Raw genomic sequence first — 18,603 nt, forward strand, 5'->3', positions numbered from 1 at the left:
CGTGCCAGGCATCCCCCGAGGCGTACGTACCGCATCTGGGGCCGGGGACGGCCCCGGATACGTTCTCAGGCGGCGCTGCACACCCCGGGGGAGAGAGGCGAGGAAGGGAAGGGGGGCTCAGTACACGTCCCAGGCGGCACCAGTCGGTCCCCCGTCAGAGGATGCCGAGTTCAGCCGCCCGCTGCCCCAACTGGAAGCGGCTGCCTGCCGAGAGACGGTTCGACAGCTCGGTGATCATCCGCCGCTCGGTGCGTAGCGACACTCCGAGCCTTCGGGCCGCCGCCTCGTCTGTCAGCCCTTCCGCCAGCAGCTTGAGCAGAGCGGCTTCCTGGGCGTCCACCACCTCTTCCGGAGCCGTTATGGCCGGTGCTCCCAGCGGCCGGGCCGTGGCCCACACCTGGTCGAAGAGGGCGACCAGGCCCGCCACCGCACCGGGTTCACGGATGATGACGGCGCCCTGGGAGGAGTCCTGCGGGTCCAGCGGGGCCACCACCGTCTCCCGGTCGACGATCTGCATCCGCAGGGGCAGCGAGGGCACGGTGCGCGTCTCGGCGCCCAGCGAGGCCAAGTGGGCGGCGTGGTCACGGCTGCCCGGGTCGTTGGCCACGCTGTCGAGGTACACGGTCTTGAGCCGGACACCCCGTGCGAGCACCGCCTCGGCCAGCGGGAGGCCGGCGGCGCGGTTCTCCTCGGTCTGGGCCCCGCCCGGTGCGAACGCGAGACTCTCGCGACGGGCCCGGAAGGCCAGTTCCTCGAGTCTGCTGCGGATCGCATCGAGGCCGACCACCCGTTCAACGCCGCCGGACTGCCGGCCGATACGCAGCGAGGAGTAGTCGGCGAACATGCCGGCGACGGCGGCGCGCTGTTCCTCGATCTCCTGCTGGCGGCGGGCAAGGTCGGCCTGCCGGCGGGCGAACGCCGCGTCCAGCGCCAGGTCCGGCGGGATGGGGCGCAGCACGCCGGGGTCGGCCAGGGAGGGGCGCAGCAGGGCGAGGTCGGCGAGCCGGTCGAGGACGGCTGCCACGGAGGCCGGTTCGGTGCCGAGTTCGGCGGCCAGGCGCGGCAGCCCCCAGCCCGGGTTGTCCAGCATCAGCCGGTAGACGGACTCGGCCTCGCGATCGAGTCCCAGGACCTCCCAGACCATGAACCTTCCTTCCTGTCTTCGGGCCTTCACGTGGTGCCCCGTCGGCGGCACATTTGCGCCAGGGCACGGATGTGCCTGGCGTTCCGGGCGGGTTCGGGTGCCTGCGGGCCCCATAGTCGGAGGGTGCACCTCGTCGAGTTCACCCTCAGCCGGCCGCCGGCCTCAGGGCAGGCGCTGCCGGAGCAGACCCTGCTGGACGTCCTGTGGTCCGCCTCCCGGCCGGGCGGCGGAATCGAGCACATCCGGGTGCACCCGAGCAGGGCGGGGGCCCGCGGGGTGGTGTTCTGCCTTGCCGCCGACGGCCGGCAGGCGCTGCTGCGGGTACGGTCCCTGTGCGAGCGCGCCGTCAACCAAGCGCCCGCACTGCACGGGTGGCGCCTGACCGCGGTCGGACCGGCAGGACCGGACCGGGCATAAACCACCGGACGAATCCCGCCGAGACCGCGTGCGGCTGAACCTTCCACCCACGCCGCCCCTGCCCCGACGGGCCGGCCGGCAGGCACAAGGCCCAAGCGACGCACCAGCACGGCTGCCGCCTCCTCTTTCACACCCCGGCCGACGCCAAGCTACGCCCCCGGCGGGCGGTTGAAGAGGACCGCAGGCGTCAGCCGCCGGACTCCTCGCGCCACCGTCCCCGGCGTTCCACCGCCCCGGGTGCCTAAGGGTTGTCCCGTAAATGATCTTTGGGTCGGCCTGGACGTGGCCGTTCGCTGTGCGGTCCGTTCGTCTATCCGGCGAGGGTGAGGTTGTGCATGCGTGCGATGCCGAGCATGGCGTGATGGACGCCGTCGCCTTTGAGGCGGCAGTCGCGGAGGATCTTCCAGGTCTTCATCCGGGCGAAGACGTGCTCGACGCGGGCGCGGACCTGCTTGTGGGACTTGTTGTCCGCCTGCTTCCACTCGGGCAGGTCTTCGCCTTTGCGGCGTCGGTGGGGCATGACGAGTCCGGTGCCCGGGTAGCCGCCGTCGGCGATCGTCATGGTCCGGCCGACGGCGGCTTTGGCGCCGGATTCCCCCCAGGCCTTGCAGTCGTTGCGGTTCCCGGCGAGTGGCCGGCCGACCACGACGACCAGGCGGGTGTCGGCGTCGATGACGACCTGGTGGTTGGTGGAGTACCTGTAGTTTTTCGACTGTGCGGCGATGGTGTGGTCGCGGGTCGGCACCAGGGTGCCGTCCACGATCAGCACGGTGTCCTTGGCGAACCGCTTGCGGGGCTGGAGCGCGAGCATCGGCCCAAGGTGGTCGATGATCCGGTCCGCCGCCGACTTCGACACCCCGAACAGCGGGGCGAGCTGTCGCATCGTCAGGTTCGTACGCCAGTACGCCGCGACCAGCAGTGCCCGGTCCTCCAGCGGAAGACTCCACGGCCGGCCCTTACGGACCGCATCCGCACCCTCCCGCCGCAGCACAGTCACCAGCTTCCCGAAACAGCGCGGGCTCAGCCCGGTGAACGGGGCTATCCAAGACGGCTCCGACGCCGTGATCACACCAGCCACAACAAGATCATCTCACCTGTGGCCAGCAGTTACGGGACTTCCCAATGCTGATGTCAAGCCGTTCCCACTACCGGAAGTGAAGGCCTGTAGCACTCTCTGTCACGAATCATTGCCCACAAGACGTTGATACGTCGGCGTGCGAGGGAGAGGAGAGCTTGCTTGTGGCCTTTCCCTTCGCTTCGTTTCCGCCGGTAGTACGCCTTCGAGGCCGGGCAGGACTTGAGGCTGGCCATCGCCGACAAGTACATGGTCCGAAGCAGGCCGCGATGGTAGCGGCGAGGTCTGCGCAGGTTGCCGCTGACGCGGCCGGAGTCTCGGGGCTGAGGGGCCAGGCCGGCGAAGCCGGCCAGGCGGTCGGCATTCCCGAAGGCGTCCATGTCACCGCCCGTTGCAGCGATGAACTCGGCGCCGAGCCTGGGCCCCATGCCAGGGAGACTGCGGATCACCTCGGCGTGCGGATGCTCGTGAAACCTAGCCTCGATGAGTGCGTCTAGCTCCGCGATCTCCTCGTCGAGAGCCATCACCCCCTTCGCGAGGCGGACCACCATGGCCGCGGCCAGCTTCTCGCCGGGCAGGGCGGTGCTTTGGGCCTGGGCGGCTTCTACGACGGTTTGCGCGAGTGAGGCGGCGCCTTTGACCTTGCGGTTCTTCAGCCAGGTCTCGATCCGCTTCGCGCCGGCGCGGCGGATGGCAGCCGGAGTCTGGTAGCCCGTCAGAAGCGTCACCGGACCCTTGTTGGTCAAGTCCAGCGACCGCTCCAAAGCAGGGAAGAGCTCCAGCAGCTGGGCCCGGAGACGGTTGATCTGCCGGGTGCGGTCGAAGACTACGTCCAAGCGCCGGGTAGTCAGGGTGCGCAGATCGACGGCGATCTCGTCTCCGGGTCTGAGCAGGCCCAGGTCCCGGCGGATGCGGGCCTGGTCGGCGATGACAAAGGCGTCCTTTGCGTCGGTCTTCGCCTCACCCCGGTAGGTGGCGGAGGCCCGGTGGACTGCCAGGCCGGTCAAATAGGCGACCGGCTGATCATGGGCGGTAAGCAAGCCGATCAGAAGGGCAGCGCCGCCATGGTTGAGGTCGACGGCCCACAACACGTCTTCGGATATCGCCAGCACATCGCCTATCAGCGCCAGCAGCTCAGATTCGTCGTTCTGGATCCGGCGAGACAGCAGCCGGCCGCCCGCTGCGTTGATCACCACGGCGTGGTGATGAGTCTTGCCGATGTCCACACCGGCCCAAATCTCAGGCAAGTTCCCCTCCGGCAGTCGTCTCCAACTGATCCCGCAGACGACCTCGCCGACGTTGTCCTACAGCAGCGATCGAGTCGCGTCTCCCAATCAGCGGTCGAGTCGTCGCGGGGCTCCGGGCGGCCAAGTCCCGTAAGCCATCCAGCGGCTCAGCCTTTACAGCCATACCCGGAGCCCCCGGGCCCTCCGATCCTACGAGTGACCGGAGCAGACCCACGCCTGAAAGGTAGGACAGCCCTTACGGAACCACCGCCCGGCGCAGGCTGCCCGGGGTCTGCCCGTACCAGCGCCGGACCGCGCGGCGCAGGACGCGGGCGTCGGCGTAGCCGCTGAGCGCAGCCACCGCCTCGACGCTGAGATCGGTGTTCTGCAGGAGCCTGGTGACGCTGGCACGCCGCAGGTTCTCGACCTCACCGCTCCATGTGGTGCCGTGCTCGTCCAGGCGCCGCTGGAGCGTCCGGGAGCTGAGGGCCATGCGCCGGGCCACCGAGGCCAGCGTCTGCGTGCTGCCCTCGGCGTGGCCGGCGGCCAGGACACTGCGGAAATGGTCCAGCCAGCCGTGCAGGGGTATCGCGGCGGCGAGGGACTGCTCGGCGTGTCTTCGCAGCACGGCCGACAGGCCCGGCTGCGCGTGCGGGTTCGGTGCCTTGAGCTCGGCGGCACGGAAGGTGATGGAGCTGACCGGGACCTCGAAGTCGATGGCCTCGGTGCCGTACAGCTCGGTCAGGGCGTCGTGGCGGCGCGGCGCCTGAGCGGCGAGGGCGACGCGGACGGGCACCAAGCGGCTGCGCATCGCGTCCCCGAGCCGGCGCTGGAGCAGACCGAGCATGTAGGCGCGGATCGCGCGCGCCGCATCGTAGGTCAGGTCGGCCTCGTTGAAGTGGCTGATCGTGATGTCTGCGCCGTCCTCGGTGATCCGCAAGGTCTCGGTGCCGGCGTCCCCGAGCGCGGCGAGGTAGGCGGCGGCGTCCCGAAGCCCGTCGAGGGGAGTCGGCGCCGAGGTGATCAGGTAGTCCCAGACACCCAGGGCGCCCAGAACGGATTCCTCGGTGACGAGCTGTGCCACCTCCGTCCAGGGGGCGTGGACGGTCGCCGACTCCCAGATCCGGATGTTGGTGGCCGAGGGCGTGCGATAGCCGTCACCGTCCAGGTGCTCGGGAGCCAGACCCAGCAGATGGACGTAGCCGTCCGGGGACAGGCCGAGGCGCCGGGCGGCGGCGACGTTCACACGGGTGAAGGCGGAGGCGGTCGTACCCTCATGGGCATGCGAAATCACGGGAGCTGAGCATAGGGGCACGCCAATCACCTGCTCATCGCGGCTGTGGGCCGGTGACGCGGCGGCGGGCTCGGGCCGCATCCGTACATGACCCGAGAACCCATGCCCGACCAGCCCGACACCAGTCCGTGGCGGCTGTCATGAGGTGACCTGGGCGCCTGAGGCTTCGACCTCGCCTGTCCTCCCTCTTCTTCTGCCCGGACGGCTTTCAGCCGGGCAGCTGCACGTTTCTCCAGGTCCCACACGATTTGGTCGGCCTTGGGTGTCTCTTCTGCACCACAACAGCTGCCCGGATGCGCGGAGCGTGAACCAAGGACTTGTCCGGCCGACCATGTTCGGAGCCGGAGTGGATCTATCGTGAGTGTTCAGGGAGGGGGTGCTGTGGGGCGGGATGTTCAGCTGGTGCGGGACTTGGTGGCGGCTTCGCCGGGCTTCGAGGGCCTGTTCGATGCACACGTCGTCAACGAGGACGGTGTTCTGCCCCACGTGTTCTTCTGGGATGTCGTTCAGGAGACCGTTGCGTCGTTCCTGGGAGGGGATGAGACGGACTGGCGTGTCACGCTGCGGTTCCTGGAAGAGCAGCTTCGGCTCGATGTCCCCGAAGTGACACAGGTGATTGTGACCTCGTTCCTCTGCAGTCTGCCGTGGCCGGACCAGCCCGGATACGGCCTTGTCGACCAGCTTGGTCCCACCATGAGCGCGCGGTTCGCAGCGATCCGACCATCCGGCTAGGACCTGTCCGGTCGCGCTGGTGACCAGTGCGTGTCCACGCCGTTGTGATCGACGGGATTCTGCATAGGGCGCGGGCCGGTGTGCAGTGGCGTGACCTGCCGGAACGGTTCGGGCCGTGGATGAACGCAGACGAACGGCACCGGCTGTGGTCGGCCGACGGAACGTGGGAGCGTCTGCTCCAGCAGGTCCAGGCCGCGGCCGATGCCGCAGACGAGATCGACCGGACGTCTCGGTCGACCAACATGCGGCGGTTGCCCGTACCGACCCGCCGCCGGCTCCTGTGTCAAAGGGGGCTGAAGGGCCAGAACATCAGGGTGAAACGCCGTGACAGAGTCTGTACGCCCGCCTGGTGGAGGTGGTGCTGCAGGTAAGGGTCTGGGCCGCTCGAGGGGCGGGTTCACCTCCAAGATCCACCTGAGTGCGGACGTCCGCTGCCGCCCCCTGTCTCTGATCGTCACACCAGGTCAGCGGGCGGACTGCACACAGCCGGGCAGGCCTCGCAGGATGCCCGACAGCGTCGCCGCCGACAAGGCATACGGCAACGGGTCCTGTCGTGAATACCTGCGGTGCCGGGGCATCCGGCACACGATCCCGGAGAAGGCCGACAGCCAGGCCGCCTCTCCTCGGATAATCGTCCGTACGCGTCGATGCTGCTGGCGGAGGGCTACGGACGGGGTCGGGTGCTGTGTGCTGCTGTTGTGGGCGCAGGGGTGAGGGGTTCTCCGTTCAACCCGGTCTCGTTGGCGAAGGTCCACCAGAGCTCTCCCTGAGCGGTGAGGTACGGCACGTCTCCGTCCACTTCCCCACCGTGGTCGAGGGCGTCGGCAACGGCGGTCAGGTAGGTGGCAAGACAGGGCCAGCCGTCGTTGAAGTGGCCGGAGTCGTCGTGTGCTGCGTTGCCCAGGCGGCCCTGCTTGGGGCCTTCGCGCATGTCGATGATGTGGGAGTCGCCGTCGCTCTGGGCCCAGGGGATCCACAGCGGATGCCACCAGGGTTCTTCGCCCGGTTCCGAGGACTCGGTCAGGTCGGTGTCGTCTCCGGCGATTTCGACGCACATCTGCCAGTGGTCGAGGATTCCTGTGACGGACATGGGTGGCTGGTCGGGGAGCAGGTTGGCCCAATGGGTGAGTCCGTTGTGGCAGGCCAGTGACTCGAGAAGGTCGGTGGGGAAGCGCATCCCCATCGCGTGCTGTGCGGCTTCGACTTCGGCGGGGTCGGCCGGCGGGGCGAGCAGGGCGTAGGAGGCGGGGGCGTGTTGACGCATCCACGTATCGATCCTGGCCCAGGAACGGGATACCGGCTGGGGTGCGGGGAAGGTGAGCACCCTGCGCAGGAGTTGCAGGGTGCGGAGCCAGTAGAGGTACTTGTCCGTCTCTGCCCAGAGTTCGCGGAGCTCGGAGGGTTCGGCTACGACGCGTTCCAGGGCGAAGACGGCGATGTCCCGCAGGTCGTCCGGAAGTACGGGGATGGGCAGGTCGGGCCCGTACACGCTGGTGACGGGCTGGCCGCCGGGGCATTGGGCGGTGACGAGGGCTGCGGCGGCCACGGCTTCGACCGCCAGGTGCTGGTCGAGGGGGTCGTCAGCGTCGAGGACGCGGGCGAGTGCGTCCCGAATGAGTCCGGGCCGGTCGGCCTCGGCGGCCTCGTCCAGGAAGGCGCAGAAGTCTGCGGCGGTGTCGTTGTCGAAGGGGCCGACGTCCCAGGTGCCCATGAATCTCCTTGAGATGGTGGTCCTCCGGGATAGTGCCAGGCGGCACCGACAACAGCGGATCGCCGTACCCGACAGGATTCACGGGCTATGGATTGTCGTTCGTCCTGTGACGGGGCGGGCGTGGTGATGATCGGCGCTGAGTTTTCAGTGGCTCGGCGTTTCGCTTTCAGTTCAGGCCCGTTGTGTTTGGCCGTGGGGTTGCTGTTGGCGTTGGATGGAACTGAAGGCGGGACGCCGAACTGGCACTGAAGAGGGACGCCGAGTTCTGGTGAAGGCTGAGACCTGAGTCTGTAGGCGCGGCGGTCGCATAGGCCGTGTCGTGCAGGTCATTCGGGCCCGGAAGAGGTCGGCCGGGACCCGTTCAGCCCAGAGTTCAAGGGTGGGCTGGGCTTCTGACGGGTTTGGTTGGCAGGGGGCAGGGGGCAGGGGACGGCTGGGGCGGGCGGGTGTTAGTTTCCTTGCCGTGGTGGAGGATCAGGACGTGACGAGGGCGGCTTACGACGGGGTTGTTGAGCTGTATGCTTCGATGTTTGCTGATCGGCTGGAGACGCAGCCGTTCTCGCGGAACATGATCGGCATCTTTGCTGAACTGGTGCGTGGGACGGGGAACCTGCGGGCAGCTGATGTCGGGTGTGGACCCGGACATCTGACGTCCATGCTGCATGAGCTGGGGCTGGATGCCTTCGGGCTGGATCTCTCGCGGGGCATGGTCGACTACGCCCGGCGGGCGCATCCGGCGCTGCGGTTCGAAGAGGCGCGGATGGAGGTTCTGCCGGTCGAGGACGGCGCGCTAGGCGGGGTGCTGGCCCACTACTCGATGATCCATACTCCGCCTGCGGAATTGCCCGCCCTGCTCGCCGAGCAGGCGCGTGTCCTGGCGCCTGGGGGTCTGCTCCTGGTCTCTTTCTTCGCGACCGACGGACCGGAGCCGGTCCGTTTCGATCACAAGGTGACGCCTGCCTATAGCTGGCCGGTGGACCGGTTCGCCGAGTTGCTGGCCGCGGCGGGGCTCGTCCCGTTTGCCCGGCTGCTCCACGATCCGGCCTCTGAGCGGGGCTTCCTCGATGCCCACTTGCTGGCCCGTTCCCGCTAGTGACCTGAGTCAGAGATTCATCGCTAGTCGGGCATGAGTCGTCCGGGTCCGAAGACTCCGCCGTTGTCGGTCACTGATGCCCAGCGGGCGGTGCTGGAGGGCTGGTTACGTCGCGGTACGACGGCTCAGGCTTTGGCCCTGCGATCGCGGATCGTGCTGGAGTGCGCCGAAGGCCACTCGATCATGGAGGTGTCCCGCCGGCTGCGGATCGCTCCGGACACGGTCCGCACCTGGCGGCGCCGCTTCATCGAGCGGGGCCTGGACGGGTTGTGCGACGACCCGCGGCCCGGCGTCCCACGGAAGATCACCGATGCCGACGTCGAGCGGGTCATCGTCAAAACGCTTGAGGAGACACCGAAGAACGCGACCCACTGGTCGACCAGGTCGATGGCCGCGGCCACAGGCATGTCGCAGTCGACGGTCTCGCGGATCTGGCGGGCGTTCGCCCTGGCGCCACACCGGTCGCAGACGTTCAGGCTGTCGACGGACCCGCTGTTCATCGACAAGGTCCGCGACGTCGTCGGCCTCTACCTCGACCCGCCGGAGAAGGCCCTGGTGCTCCGCGTGGACGAGAAGTCACAGATCCAGGCCCTGGACCGCTCTCAGCCGGTCCTGCCGATGATGCCCGGCGTTCCCGAACGCCGCAGCCGTGACTACGTCCGGGCCGGCACGACCACTCTTTTCGCGGCCCTTGAGGTCGCCACCGGCAAGGTCATCGGCTCCCTGCACCGCCGCCACCGGGCAGCGGAGTTCAAGAAGTTCCTCGCCAAGCGGACAAGGAAGTCCCGGCTGACCTGCAGGTTCACCTGATCCTGGACAACTACGCGACCCACAAGACGCCCGACATCAAGAAGTGGCTGCTGGCCCACCCGCGGTTCCCCCTGCACTTCACGCCGACCAGCGCGTCCTGGCTCAACCTGGTCGAGCGGTGGTTCGCCGAACTCACGCAGAAGAAGCTCAAGCGCGGCGTCCAGGCCCTCGAACGCGACATCCGATCCTGGCTCGCCGACTGGAACGAGCACCCCAGACCCTTCGCCTGGACGAAGACCGCCGACGAGATCCTCGACAAAGTCGCCGCCTACTGCCGACGAATCTCTGACTCAGATCACTAGTAGTGCTTTGTTAGCTGGTGTCGTAGGGCTGCGGTGGGATGGTCTGTCGGCAGGTGGGGCAGGTGCCGGTCCAGGTGGCCAGCAGGTGTGGGAGGAGGTCCAGGGCCTGGTAGAGGGTCAGGCCCTGGCAGGGGCTTTTGGGCTGCTCCGTTGTTCGGTCAGGAAGAGGTGGGCGGCGGTGACCAGGGTGACGTGGCGGTGCCAGCCGGTGAACGAACGTCCCTCGAAGTGGTCCAGGCCCAGGACTGTTTTCAGTTCGCGGTAGTCGTGCTCGATCCGCCAGCGCGACTTGGCCAGCCGGACGAGGTCCTTGGTGGGGATGTCGGCGGGCAGGTTCGAGATCCAGTACTTCACCGGTTCGGCCTCGCCCTCGGGCCACTGGGCGATCAGCCAGGACAGCGGGATCGTGCCGTCCTCCGCCGGTTTCGGGCGGCGGCCGGCGAGGCGGACCCGCAGGGCTACGAAGTGCGAGCTCATCGCGGCTTTCGAGCCCTTTCGCCAGGTCAGCGTCCTCCCGTGGCTGCGTCCAGCGGCGGCTGGCAGTCGTGTTGGGGGCGTTGCTGCTTGGTGTGGATCCAGACGAGTAAGTCCGAAGTATTGGGGCGCATGAAGCGAGGGTCTCGGGACCTGTTCCACGAACTTGGCCGGCGACGGATCATCGCCGGCCAGGAGGACGCCATCTCCGAAGCTGCCCGCAGCCTCAAGGCCGAGGAAGCCCGCCGATGAGCACGCCCGCACCCGCCGGAGTATGGATCATCACCCCCGGCCACGCCCCCACCCGGTTCCCGACCGCGCACGCAAGCGGTGCGGACGTCGCCCTGGTCGACCTGGAAGACTCCGTCCCACCCGCGGCCAAGCCCGACGCCCGCCACACTGCCCGGACCTTCTTCACCACACTCGCCTCCAACGGCACCATCCTCGGCATTCGCATCAGCTCGCCCACCACCCGCGACGGCATTGACGACCTCGCCGCCCTCGCCGACTAACACCGTGGGACCACAGATCGTCCTGATCCCGAAGATGGAGTCCCCGCGCGACATCGAGATCGCGGCTGGCGCCCTCGACACCCCCGACCACACCCCTCACCTGCACGCGCTGCGACGGAGTGGTCCTCCAGATGGGCGGCGCGCACAGCGCAGGCCTTGTCGTGCGCGACGGCGGGCCGCCCTGCCGGGTGCGCCCCGCGCCCTGTACGACCGCCCGTCACCGTCGACGCCTCCGTTGCCCCGCTTGCGCCTCGAGAAATACTCCACATGGAGCAGACGAGGACCTCTCGGAGGATTCTCACCCTCAAGACATCATGCTGCATGCCGATACCTCTACAGACCGGCGGGTGCTACCGGCGCGTGCGCCGTGCCGTTTCTCGCAGTTTTCAGCATTGACGTATCGGAGGCTCTCTGTGCGGGTGTTCATCGCTGGTGTGGACGGCTATCTCGGCTGGACCCTGGCGCAGCACCTCGCTCGTCAAGGCCACGTCATCGGCGGCGCCGATGCCCTGCTGCGCCGCGTCTGGGTCGACGAGATGGGCTCCCTGAGCGCGATCCCCATTGCGTCCGTGGACGAGCGGTTGGCTGCGTTCAGCGAGCATTTCGGCGAATGCATGCGCTACTTCGCCCTGGACCTGCGCGACCATGCGGCACTGTCCGCCGCCCTGGCGGAGTTCCAGCCTGATGCGGTGGTGCACCTCGCCGAGTGCCCTTCAGCGCCGTACTCCATGATCGATTTCCAGCATGCCGATTTCGTCCAGAACAACAATGTGTCGGGCACGCTGAGCCTGCTTTTCGCGATGCGTGACAGTTGCCCGGAGGCGCATCTGGTCAAGCTGGGCACGATGGGTGAGTACGGCACGCCCAACCTCGATATCCCCGAGGGGTTTTTCGAGGTTGAGTACCGGGGGCGGCGTGACCGGCTCCCGTTTCCTCGTCAGGCTGGCTCTTGGTACCACTGGAGCAAGGTATTCGACTCTCACAACGTCGCCTTTGCCTGCCAGCTTTGGGGCCTGCGCGCGACCGATGTGATGCAAGGGGTCGTATACGGCACATGGGTTGACGAAGACTCGCGGCTGAACACACGCCTGGATTTTGATGAGGCGTTCGGAACGGTGCTCAACCGGTTCTGTTCTCAGGCTGTGATCGGTCAGCCTGTCATGCCGTACGGCCTCGGTACCCAGCGGCGTGGTTTCCTGTCGCTGGCCGACTCCATGCAGTGTCTGAGCTTGGCCATCGAACACCCTGCGGCGGAGGGTGAGTACCGGGTTTTCAACCAGTTGCGCGAGGTGCTGTCTGTCAATGACCTGGCACATGTCGTGCGTGCGGCCGGTGAAGCTCATGGACTCGCCGTCGGCATCAAGCCCTTGGACAACCCTCGGGTGGAGGCAGGATCACACCACTACTGCCCGGAGAGCCGGCACCTTCGGGAGCTGGGCTTCAGGCCGTCGCTGCCGATCGATGAAGTGGTGCGGGCCATGATCGGCGACCTGTTGCCGCACCGAGACCGGATTGCGGGCCATGCTGACCGGCTCGCGCCGACCGTGCAGTGGCGCAAGCAGTACACGACACCTGCACAGACATCAAATGGATTGCGAAAGGAACTCTCATGAACGAGAACACGAGCGAGAAACTGCGCAAGCTCCTGAAGGACGCATGTGAGGAGTCCAACCTGATCCGTGAGCTGCATGAAGATCCGCGGTCAATCGCAGAGCGGTACGACCTGTCTGACGCCGAGCGGGAGCGTCTTGAGAACTCGGACGTGCTGATGGTCCTTGTGGGCAGGTCACCGGCCGGAAGCGGCCAGTCGCCGGCCACGACGACGACCCCGATCACCATTACCGACTGCTGAACCGCAGTGCTCACCACACCCGCCATCAGCGTCGTCTTCCCCGCGCGTGACGAGGGCGCACGCGTCAGGCCAACCGTTGCATCGATCATCGAGACCTGCGAAGCACCTCACGAGATCGAAGTGGTCATCGTTGACGACTGCTCGAAGCCGGCGGGGCAGCCCGATGTCAGCGGGTTGGTGGATCGTGGCGTCCAGGTGCGCGTCATCCGGTCAGATGCGCATCTGGGTGTCGGGGCGGCGCGTAACCTGGCCGTCCGGCACGCCCGTGGAGACGTGGTCTGCATCACCGACGCCCACGTCCGGTTCTCACCGTCATGGGACCAGGAGGTGCGCCGCCTCATCGCGCCCCATCGGATCTTGGCGGCCAGCATCCGGAACCGGGACTCCACCTCGTGGCGCAGCTTCGGTTGCCGCTTGGTCGTGCCGCACATGGGCACGTACTGGAACACCAGCCCGCCGGTCTCGGCGCCGTACGTCCAAATCGCCTCGTCCGCTGGAACCGTGCTGGAGCGAGCACTGTTTCAGCGTATTGGCGGCTATGACGAGGGGATGCTGCATTACGGCGGGTTCGAACCAGAGTTCAGCGTACGGGCCTGGTGCAGCGAGGCCGAGATCATCATTACACCCGGCATTGAAATCACGCACCGGTTCAAACCCGTTGACGAGCGGGTCGCATTCGTCGAAGCTGCACGCACTGCCATCGTGCACAATTGCCTGCGCTTCGGCGTGGCCTACCTGCCCGAGTCGATGATCCTGGAAATGGTGCGTCTGCACGCAGCGGAGTTCCCGAATCACATTCAGTGCGCATTGCGCCTGCTTGAACAGCGGGATGCCTGGCGCCGCCGTGACGAGCTCGCGGAGACCCTTGCGCGCGACTTCGGCTGGTTCGTGGAACGTTTTGGGCTGCGCGACCAAGTCGGGAGACCGATTCCCGTAGCGGCTACGTGGAATGGGGAGACACTCGAGAGCGACAGGCCTGTGGCGACGTCCACCCTGCCGAGCTCTCCGTAGCAACTCTTCCGTCTGTGGCCGGTCCTGCGCCCGGGGCTTGACCGGGCAGTGTGCCCGGAGGTTGCTGCTGTGGTGCGTCGGTGGGGTAGGCGCGGCCGAGGATCTCGCCGTCGACGCGGACCCGACGCCCGCCACCTGCGTCCGGCGGATAGACGATGACGCGCAGTCAGGGCCCATCCCTTCACCGTGCCGGCACCCGGTCACTGCAGAACTCCAAGGGGGGTGTCGGGGCGGCAGTGGATACAGGCCGGCACGCCCTCGGTCAGCAGTTGGCGGAGCTGTTCCGGGGCCGCAGGGACGCAGCGATTGCCGGTTCCCAGCAGTCCCCGGTATGGATGCGGACCGGGAGTCGGCTGGCGCCGATACTGCGCTCGACCAACCACGCCGCGGGTTCGGGCGCCGGCTGCTGCCGAGCGGTGGCGGCCTCGCGCTCCTCGGCGGCGGCAAGGGCCTTCTCCGCGCGGCCGAGCTCCCCGCGCAGGTAGGTGATCAGGGTCTGGAGTCGGGGCAGGTCCGGCGGCAGTACGGACATGCGGATCAGCCCCCGTTCTGCGCACGCCGGGCGGCCTTTGCATGCCTCGCACAAGGGGCTGGCAGGGGACCGATACCGCGCGGACGGCTGGTGGCCCCGGGCGCAGGGTCCGGTCTGGCTGGGCGCCCAGGTGACGGGTACGGCCTTCGGGCGGGCCGTGGCGGTGGTCTGCTCGCTCATGCTGCTGGCCGTTCCGTCGGGCCCGAGGCGTGGGTTGCGGGCGGCGCGACGGAGCTCGACGCCGCCGGCCCGCCAGCCGGCGGGGGCCGCCCAGGAGGGATGGGTCCACAGGCGACCGGAGAGGGTGATCAGCCGGCGCCGCAGCACGGTCGTGCCCGCTCTGGCGGGCGCCTGTGCGAGATCCGCGTAGGTCTGCTGCCACGCCCTTTGGAGGGCGAGCAGGTCATCGGGAAGCGGAGTGGCCCGCCAGGAGTCAGCGGCCGTACTGAGGCTGAGCATCGAAGTTGTCCACCGTCACTTGTCGCCCGATTTCAACAGCACACGGGGATCTCGTGTCTGCGAAATATCGGTGGAAGATGGGTTCTGGCACAGATCTTGGGGAACCATCGCGGAGCGTGACCTCGGTGTTCGATTGCGAGTGACTGACTCGTGCGAGACGGCGCACGCCTTGGCGTCTGAAGGCCGGAAGTGACGCTCCCTCAGGTGCATTCCGTTCGCTGCTTTGGCTGGCTGTGGACAGTGATGGTGCTGGTCATGCAGACCGATGCACCGTTCTGGGATTCGCTGGTGTTCGACGGGATCGACGATGTGGAGGTCGAGGCGGTTACGGTCGCGTTCGGCACGGCCGAGGTGGTAGCAAGAGGCCGCATGGCGGGGGCGGCGTGTCCGGACTGCGGCCGCTTCGCGGACCGGGTCCACGACCGTTACCAGCGCAGGCTGAAGGACCTTCCGCTCGCTGAGCAGGGCTTTGTGATCCGGCTGATGGTCCGGCGATTCATCTGCGGGTCGGCGGACTGTCCGCGCCGAACGTTCGCCGAGCCGTTCTCCCGGCTGGCCGCGCCCTACGCGCGGTTCACCATGCGGCTGAACCGCGCCCTGGAGCGGGTGGGGCTCGCCTTGGCGGGACGAGCCGGCGCTCGACTGGCGGCCCAGCTCGGCTTCGGTGCGGGACGGATGACCTTGTTACGCAGGGTCATGGCGTTGCCCGATCCGCGATTCAGTACTCCACGCGTGCTGGGCGTGGACGACTTTGTGATCCGTCGCGGCCAGACCTACTCCACCGTCTTGACCAGCGTCGAAGACCATCGCGTGGTCGACGTGCTCCCGCCCCGTGAAGCCGGCCGCTGGCAGCTTGGCTGGACTGCCATCCCGGCGTGGAGATCATCTGCCGGGACCGGGCGGGTGCCTACGCCGAGGGCGCGCGGCGCGGTGCACCCGACGCTTTGCAGGTCGCCGACCGGTTCCATCTGTGGCAGGGCCTCGGCCGCGCCGTGGAGACCTGCGTCGCTGCCCACCGCGACTGTCTGCGCACGCCGGCGCCCAGCGGCACACTGACGGAAGCCACCCGACCGACTTCAGGGGGATCGCAAGACGACGCGGAGCCCGTCGGCCGGCGGGCCGCGCGAAAGAAGGCCGCACACGCCCTGGTCCACGAGATGCTCGCCCAGGGGCACTCGCGCCGGGCGATCGCCCGGCATCTGGGCTGGGGCCTCAACACCGTCCTCCGGTACGCAAACGCCTCACGCTGGCAGGACACCATCCGCGAGAACCGGCCCCGGCCCAGCAGACTCGATCCCTACAAGCCCTACCTCGAACGACGATTCACCGAGGATGCACCAGCGTCACCCAACTCCACGGCGAACTGGTCGCCGAGCAGGCTCCCGTCACCTACGGCATGGTCCGAGCCCACATCGCCACCTTGCGCAGGGACCCGTCCGCCGCACCGCCACGGCCAGCGACCGTACGGCCGGTGACCGGCTGGCTCACCCGCCACCCCGCCACCCCGCCACCCTGAGTGAGGAGGACCGCATCGGCCTCAAGGACCTTTTGACCCGTTGTCCGGAACTGGACACGGCTGCCCGACATGTCCGCGACTTCGGCGAGATACTCACCGACCGCCTCGGCGCCACGCTCCCTGCCTGGATCGACGCAGTCGAAGCCAGCCGGCTGCCCGGGCTCACTGGCTTCGCGCTCCATCTGCGGCGAGACCTCGACGCCGTGATCGCCGGCCTCACCCTGGACTGGAGCTCGGGCAGCGTCGAGGGAGCCGTGAACCGCATCAAGAAGATCAAGAGACAGCTCTACGGCCGAGCCGGCTTCCACCTGCTCCGGAAGATGATCCTGCTGCAGTAGCGCCTCGCAGTGGCTATTCGAGGTGCGACTCCCGATACCTTTCCTCAAGCTGTTCCTCCCAGTGAAAGCGGGCAGCCACGTCCGGCTGCGCGACTTGCAGGACAGGGAGAGGCGGCAGCGATGTCATGCTTTGGCATCGGGCATGCCGCTGGTGACGACGATCGCCGCCACGTCGCCGGTCTTCGTACGGCCCAACCAGACGACGCCGCCCGACTCAGCCCCGAACGTGACCAGATCGGCTTGCTGCGACTCATCGCGTACCCGTTCGCACCCGTCGGCCAACTGCTCAGAATCGCGCGGGGCAGGGACCCCGTCTATGAACGTGCGAAACGGTGCGGACAAGGTCGTCCACGCGCCTGCATCGGCGAAGCAGCCGACATTAGCATCGGAGAAGAAGCGGGGCTCCTCGCCCGGCTGAAGCCGGGCGATGTCGTCCTCGACACTCAGGCCCATCTCCCATCCGACGACAGGGTCGTCGCTGATGCACAGGCGCGTCGCGGCGCACTCAACACCGTCGACGTGCTCGCCCATGAACTCGTACGGGCCCGCCGTCCACGCGATCTCTACCCGGTAGACGCCCGGGGGAATGCGCACCGCCAGCTCCCTCGGGGGCCTGGGCGGCAGCCCCCTCTGGTACTCCCAGACCTGGTCGTCGTGCCATGGCGCATCGACGACAAGCCGGCCGCTCGGTACGCGGATCGTCGTCAGCTCCTCGATGCCCGTCACGACTACCGGCGTCATCGGATCGTCGTACACCGTCCCAAGGTGAGCACCGGGCGTGAAAGCCGCCTCCAAGTACCAGGTGGCCTCAGGCCCGGCTGCCAGCCGCGCGTCCCTGACCCACTCCATGTCTCACTCCCTCCTCGCCACCCGGCCGGGCGGTTAACCGAAAGCTACGTGGGCCCGCTGACATCGGCACTTCTTGCATCGTCGCAATCCGTGATCGCTCCCCAAGATCTGTGCCAGAACCCAGAACCTGGCGACACGATCCGTCGTCGGCCCGAACATCGTCGAGAGTCTTGTGGCGCAGGGCAAGGAGGTGCCTGGTGACAGGATCGAGGGGTGCTGATCAAGGGATACGACGTCGGCCCGTTGGTCGCGGGCGAGTCATTGCTGGCCCGCCCGGGCTGCTGGTCGAACTACCTCCTGGCGATGTGCAGCGACGGTGGGTGTGCTGAGGGGCCGGTTCCGGAGTGGTTCGGTGAGGACGGCGCCGATGCCGATGCCCTGTCCGAGGTCCTGTTCGATCCCGGACGCTGGCCGGTGTTCAGGGTGCCGGCAGAAGATGGCCCCGGAGCCGTGGTGATCTACCGCAACCTGGATGGCGACTACGGCACCGACTACCTCCTCACCCATCCAGGCAGAAGCTGCGTCGAGCAGATTGCCCGCGAGCTGATGAAGCTCGCGCCGACACCGGCCAAGGCCGCGTGCCTGACTCGCACCCAGATCACGGCGGCTCTCAAGCGTGCGGGTCGCAAGCGCGGCATCGAGTCAAACGTCGAGCGGCTGCGCGAGGCATTCCGCACCGACTGGGCCCGTCAGCCCGAGCTGGTCGAGGACGCGCTCGGCAAGCAGACGGTCGCCTACTCGGACAGCTCACCGCCGCCTGCGCTGCCGCCGCCGACCTCGCCCAGGCTGTCGAGGAGGCGTTCCCGCAACACCCGGACTCCGAAATTATCCTCAGTTTCCCCGGCCTCGGTATCCAGCTTGCCGCCCGGGTGCTGGCCGAAATCGGAGACGACCGCCCCCGCTTCGCGGACGCCCACGGCCTGAAGGCCTACGCGGGCGCCTCACCCGTCACCCGGGCCTCCGGCAGGAAGCCCAGCATCACCAGACGATGGGTGAAGAACGACCGGCTCAACCGCGCCGGCTACCTCTGGGCGTTCTCAGCGATCGCTGCCTCGCCCGGTGCCAAAGCCCACTACCGGCGGCGACGTGACGACCACGGAGACTGGCACGCCGCCGGCCAGCGCAATCTGTTCAACCGGATGCTAGGCCAGCTCCACCCTGCCTCAAACACGGCCGCCTGTTCGATGAGCACACCGCATTCCCGGCGCCGCAGGACCCAGCACTCGCAGTGGCGTAGGTGATCCAGCTCATGACTT

Annotated in this window: 20 protein-coding genes and 4 pseudogenes; 15 read left to right on the top strand and 9 right to left on the bottom strand. The window is 67.8% G+C overall.

Going from position 1 to position 18,603, the window contains the following annotated elements:
- Positions 1-154: 154 nt before the first annotated feature.
- Positions 155-1,144 carry a helix-turn-helix transcriptional regulator gene (locus DEJ50_RS32735; protein ID WP_150211651.1) on the bottom strand — a complete coding sequence of 330 codons (990 nt, stop codon included), beginning with the start codon at positions 1,142-1,144 and terminating at the stop codon, positions 155-157.
- Positions 1,145-1,267: 123 nt separating this feature from the next.
- Here DEJ50_RS32735 and DEJ50_RS32740 point away from each other — a divergent pair, with 123 nt between their 5' ends.
- Complete coding sequence (locus DEJ50_RS32740) at positions 1,268-1,561, top strand: hypothetical protein (RefSeq protein ID WP_150211652.1); 294 nt, start codon at positions 1,268-1,270, stop codon at positions 1,559-1,561.
- Positions 1,562-1,871: 310 nt separating this feature from the next.
- Here the strand turns inward: DEJ50_RS32740 and DEJ50_RS32745 are convergent, their stop codons facing one another.
- The 3 genes from DEJ50_RS32745 to DEJ50_RS32760 all read right to left on the bottom strand — a co-directional run bounded on the left by DEJ50_RS32745 (position 1,872) and on the right by DEJ50_RS32760 (position 5,156).
- A complete protein-coding gene (locus tag DEJ50_RS32745; RefSeq protein WP_150211653.1) occupies positions 1,872-2,639 on the bottom strand; it encodes a transposase in 768 nt (255 codons plus the stop codon).
- Positions 2,640-2,692: 53 nt separating this feature from the next.
- Positions 2,693-3,883 carry an IS110 family transposase gene (locus tag DEJ50_RS32750; protein WP_150208530.1) on the bottom strand — a complete coding sequence of 397 codons (1,191 nt, stop codon included), beginning with the start codon at positions 3,881-3,883 and terminating at the stop codon, positions 2,693-2,695.
- Between the two features lie 235 nt (positions 3,884-4,118).
- A complete protein-coding gene (locus DEJ50_RS32760) occupies positions 4,119-5,156 on the bottom strand; it encodes a helix-turn-helix domain-containing protein (protein ID WP_190344832.1) in 1,038 nt (345 codons plus the stop codon).
- Positions 5,157-5,558: 402 nt separating this feature from the next.
- On the opposite strand from DEJ50_RS32760, the gene DEJ50_RS32765 reads away from it, so the two are divergent.
- From DEJ50_RS32765 to DEJ50_RS34990, 3 genes and pseudogenes are all read left to right on the top strand, one after another.
- Positions 5,559-5,888 carry a hypothetical protein gene (locus DEJ50_RS32765; RefSeq protein WP_223838025.1) on the top strand — a complete coding sequence of 110 codons (330 nt, stop codon included), beginning with the start codon at positions 5,559-5,561 and terminating at the stop codon, positions 5,886-5,888.
- A 44-nt stretch (positions 5,889-5,932) separates the two neighbouring features.
- Positions 5,933-6,259 carry a transposase gene (locus tag DEJ50_RS35665; RefSeq protein ID WP_411757699.1) on the top strand — a complete coding sequence of 109 codons (327 nt, stop codon included), beginning with the start codon at positions 5,933-5,935 and terminating at the stop codon, positions 6,257-6,259.
- Positions 6,213-6,503, top strand: a pseudogene (locus DEJ50_RS34990) (transposase); the annotation flags it as partial. The gene DEJ50_RS35665 and the pseudogene DEJ50_RS34990, both read left to right, overlap by 47 nt.
- Before the next feature lie 49 nt (positions 6,504-6,552).
- On the opposite strand, the gene DEJ50_RS35485 reads toward DEJ50_RS34990, so the two are convergent.
- Entirely contained in the window at positions 6,553-7,599 is a 1,047-nt protein-coding gene (locus DEJ50_RS35485) for a DUF4259 domain-containing protein (protein ID WP_317852577.1), read from the bottom strand.
- Between the two features lie 463 nt (positions 7,600-8,062).
- Between DEJ50_RS35485 and DEJ50_RS32790 the strand changes: the two genes are divergently transcribed.
- Together DEJ50_RS32790 and DEJ50_RS32795 are read left to right on the top strand one after the other, a co-directional pair.
- Complete coding sequence (locus DEJ50_RS32790; RefSeq protein WP_150211658.1) at positions 8,063-8,692, top strand: class I SAM-dependent methyltransferase; 630 nt, start codon at positions 8,063-8,065, stop codon at positions 8,690-8,692.
- 33 nt (positions 8,693-8,725) lie between these two features.
- Positions 8,726-9,804 (top strand): annotated as a pseudogene (locus DEJ50_RS32795) (IS630 family transposase).
- A gap of 117 nt (positions 9,805-9,921) precedes the next feature.
- Here DEJ50_RS32795 and DEJ50_RS32800 read toward each other — a convergent pair.
- Positions 9,922-10,281 carry a transposase gene (locus DEJ50_RS32800; protein ID WP_411757659.1) on the bottom strand — a complete coding sequence of 120 codons (360 nt, stop codon included), beginning with the start codon at positions 10,279-10,281 and terminating at the stop codon, positions 9,922-9,924.
- Between the two features lie 129 nt (positions 10,282-10,410).
- Here DEJ50_RS32800 and DEJ50_RS32805 point away from each other — a divergent pair, with 129 nt between their 5' ends.
- The 5 genes from DEJ50_RS32805 (at position 10,411) to DEJ50_RS32825 (ending at position 13,653) form a co-directional block, all read left to right on the top strand.
- On the top strand, positions 10,411-10,530 hold the full coding sequence (locus tag DEJ50_RS32805) for a hypothetical protein (RefSeq protein ID WP_150211659.1): 120 nt from the start codon (positions 10,411-10,413) through the stop codon (positions 10,528-10,530).
- Positions 10,527-10,790 carry an aldolase/citrate lyase family protein gene (locus tag DEJ50_RS32810; protein WP_223838026.1) on the top strand — a complete coding sequence of 88 codons (264 nt, stop codon included), beginning with the start codon at positions 10,527-10,529 and terminating at the stop codon, positions 10,788-10,790. The genes DEJ50_RS32805 and DEJ50_RS32810 overlap by 4 nt, the downstream gene beginning before the upstream one ends.
- 413 nt (positions 10,791-11,203) lie before the next feature.
- Positions 11,204-12,403, top strand: a complete 1,200-nt coding sequence (locus DEJ50_RS32815; protein ID WP_150211660.1) for an NAD-dependent epimerase/dehydratase family protein — start codon at positions 11,204-11,206, stop codon at positions 12,401-12,403.
- Positions 12,400-12,642 carry a hypothetical protein gene (locus tag DEJ50_RS32820; protein ID WP_150211661.1) on the top strand — a complete coding sequence of 81 codons (243 nt, stop codon included), beginning with the start codon at positions 12,400-12,402 and terminating at the stop codon, positions 12,640-12,642. The genes DEJ50_RS32815 and DEJ50_RS32820 overlap by 4 nt, the downstream gene beginning before the upstream one ends.
- Positions 12,643-12,648: 6 nt before the next feature.
- On the top strand, positions 12,649-13,653 hold the full coding sequence (locus DEJ50_RS32825; RefSeq protein WP_150211662.1) for a glycosyltransferase family 2 protein: 1,005 nt from the start codon (positions 12,649-12,651) through the stop codon (positions 13,651-13,653).
- A gap of 200 nt (positions 13,654-13,853) precedes the next feature.
- On the opposite strand, the gene DEJ50_RS35355 is transcribed toward DEJ50_RS32825, so the two are convergent.
- A complete protein-coding gene (locus DEJ50_RS35355) occupies positions 13,854-13,922 on the bottom strand; it encodes a hypothetical protein (protein WP_263399233.1) in 69 nt (22 codons plus the stop codon).
- Positions 13,916-14,644: a hypothetical protein gene (locus tag DEJ50_RS35360; RefSeq protein WP_263399236.1), complete on the bottom strand. Its 729-nt coding sequence runs from the start codon at positions 14,642-14,644 to the stop codon at positions 13,916-13,918. The genes DEJ50_RS35355 and DEJ50_RS35360 overlap by 7 nt, the downstream gene beginning before the upstream one ends.
- 369 nt (positions 14,645-15,013) lie before the next feature.
- Between DEJ50_RS35360 and DEJ50_RS34995 the strand changes: the two are divergent.
- The 3 genes and pseudogenes from DEJ50_RS34995 to DEJ50_RS35005 all read left to right on the top strand — a co-directional run.
- A pseudogene (locus DEJ50_RS34995) lies at positions 15,014-15,136 on the top strand (transposase family protein); the annotation flags it as partial.
- A gap of 383 nt (positions 15,137-15,519) precedes the next feature.
- The gene (locus tag DEJ50_RS35000; protein WP_223838028.1) at positions 15,520-16,119 is read left to right on the top strand and encodes a helix-turn-helix domain-containing protein; all 600 of its coding nucleotides are present in this window, start codon (positions 15,520-15,522) and stop codon (positions 16,117-16,119) included.
- 73 nt (positions 16,120-16,192) lie between these two features.
- The gene (locus DEJ50_RS35005; RefSeq protein WP_411757660.1) at positions 16,193-16,498 is read left to right on the top strand and encodes a transposase; all 306 of its coding nucleotides are present in this window, start codon (positions 16,193-16,195) and stop codon (positions 16,496-16,498) included.
- 123 nt (positions 16,499-16,621) lie between these two features.
- On the opposite strand, the gene DEJ50_RS32845 is transcribed toward DEJ50_RS35005, so the two are convergent.
- Positions 16,622-17,254 carry a DUF4241 domain-containing protein gene (locus DEJ50_RS32845; RefSeq protein ID WP_190344834.1) on the bottom strand — a complete coding sequence of 211 codons (633 nt, stop codon included), beginning with the start codon at positions 17,252-17,254 and terminating at the stop codon, positions 16,622-16,624.
- A gap of 534 nt (positions 17,255-17,788) precedes the next feature.
- On the opposite strand from DEJ50_RS32845, the pseudogene DEJ50_RS32850 reads away from it, so the two are divergent.
- Positions 17,789-18,584, top strand: a pseudogene (locus DEJ50_RS32850) (transposase); the annotation flags it as partial.
- Between the last annotated feature and the right edge of the window lie 19 nt (positions 18,585-18,603).

This window comes from Streptomyces venezuelae (genome assembly GCF_008642295.1).
GTDB classification, from domain to species: domain Bacteria; phylum Actinomycetota; class Actinomycetes; order Streptomycetales; family Streptomycetaceae; genus Streptomyces; species Streptomyces venezuelae_C.